2 protein-coding genes are annotated in these 1932 nt (G+C 72.7%); one reads left to right on the top strand and one right to left on the bottom strand.

All coding sequences use genetic code 11. The features are described 5' to 3' along the window. Positions 1–1009: ABC transporter substrate-binding protein (locus G5C62_RS26780; protein ID WP_241176163.1), on the bottom strand; the 1009-nt coding region annotated here is incomplete at its 3' end. Between the two features lie 178 nt (positions 1010–1187). Between G5C62_RS26780 and G5C62_RS26775 the strand changes: the two genes are divergently transcribed. Beyond that, positions 1188–1932, top strand: a 745-nt coding sequence (locus G5C62_RS26775; RefSeq protein WP_164703382.1) for an IclR family transcriptional regulator, incomplete at its 3' end; no start/stop codon positions are given.

Here is a 1932-nt window from a genome sequence, read left to right as displayed (position 1 = left end):
CGCCGGGGTGCAGCTGCTCGACGATCGCCTCGCGGTCGATGGCGTGGCTGATCGCCTGCCGGACCCGCTCGTCGGCGAAGGCGGGGTTGGTCGCACCGGTCTTGTCGATGACCGGGAAACCGACGATCGTGCCGCCGACCTTGGCCAGGCTCGACCGCTGCTCGACCATGTCGATGGTGGTCGGCTTGAGGATGGTGGCGATGTCGGCCTGCCCGGAGATGACCGCGTTGGCCAGCGCCTGGGGGTCGGTGATCACGTTGAACACGACGGTGTCGTAGGCCCACTCGTCGGCGTTCCAGGCCTCGTCCTTCTTGTCCAGCGCGTACGTGCTCGCCCGCGTGGTCTGCCCCGCGTTGAGGGTGTAGGCGCCGGACCCGTCCGGGGTGGTCTCCAGGGTCGCGGGGTCGGCGAGCCCGTCGGGCCCGACGACGACCCCTGCGGTGTCGGTGAGGTTGTTCTCCGGGCTGGCCTGCGGCTGGGCCCAGGTGATCACGACGGTCTGCGGGTCGGGCGCCGCGACGTCGACGATCTCGCTGGCACCGCCGGTGGCGAGCGCGCCGTAGGCCTCCAGGTCGGCGTCGTTGCGCCGGTCCAGGTTGGCCTTGACGACCTCCGCGGTCAGCTCCGAGCCGTCGGCGAAGGTGACGCCGTCGCGCAGGGTCAGCGTCGTCTGCGTGTCGTCCTCGTTGTTGCTGAACTCGGTGACCAGGCTGGGTGCCACGGTGCCGTCCGGCTGGGTCACGAACAGCGAGTCGTAGAGGGCGCTGAAGAACGTGAACTGGCCCTGCGAGTACTCCAGCGGGTCGTAGCCGGTCGGCGCGGCGTCGGCGTCGTAGGCGAAGGTCAGCGTGTCGCTGGGGCTCTGGCTGCTCGTGCCGCCGCCACCCTCGCCACCACCGCCGCACGCGGCGAGCGAGGTGAGCGCACCGGTGGCCAGGACGGCGACGCCGGCCCGCATCAGGGTGGGACGGCGCAGCGCCGAGGGGTGGCGGGTCCTGGATCGGTTCATTCCGGTCTGGCTCCTTCGCTTCGTTACGGAGGGGTCATGTCGGCCGGGATCGGCCGCGCCGGGGAACCGGCTTGGCGGCAACGATGCGGCGGGCCTCGCCGTGACGTCAGGCACAATGCCGACCAATGGAAGACAACTGTGGCCTGCGCCTCACCGAGAAGGACCCGGAGGCTCTTGCGTGACGGACGACGACTCCCCCACCACGCGGGTCCGCGGCCGGCGCCCTCCGCAGGGCGATCCCGTCGTCGACCGGGCCCTCGCCCTACTCGGCGCCTTCGACAGCAGCCGGCCGTACCTGAGCCTCAGCGAGCTCAGTCGGCGCACGGGCATCCCGGCCAGCTCGGCGCTGCGACTGGCCGGCCGGTTGCTGGAGTGGGGGGCGCTGGAGCGCGGCGCCGACGGCCGCTTCTCGATCGGTCTCCGGCTGTGGGAGGTGGCCTCCCTGACCCCGCGCAGCCACGAGCTGCGGCAGGTGGCGCTGCCGTTCATGGGCGACCTGGAGGAGGTGACCCGGCAGCACGTGCTGCTCGCCGTCCGGGAGGGCGAGGAGGCGCTGATGGTGGAGCGGCTCTCCTCGCACGGGGCCGTCGCCGCCCTGTACCGGCCGGGCGGGCGGATGCCGCTGCACTCCACCGGCGTGGGCCTGGTGCTGCTCGCGTTCGCCGAGTCGTCGTTCCAGGAGGAGGTGCTCGCCCAGCCGCTGATGCACCAGCCGGAGCAGGTCCCGGTCTCCTCAGCGGCGCTGCGGCGGACGCTGGCCGAGATCCGGCGGGACGGGCTGGCCACCTTCCGGCGGGGCGCTCCCGGGCCGATCGTGTCGGTGGCCGCACCGGTGCACGACGCGCAGGGCACCGTGGTCGCCGCGCTGTCGGTGCTGGTGCCCGCGGAGAACGCCGAACCACGACTGCTCGGCCCAGCCGTGC

Source organism: Modestobacter sp. KNN46-3 (genome assembly GCF_011039295.1).
This window is presented reverse-complemented; position numbering and strand designations above follow the sequence as displayed.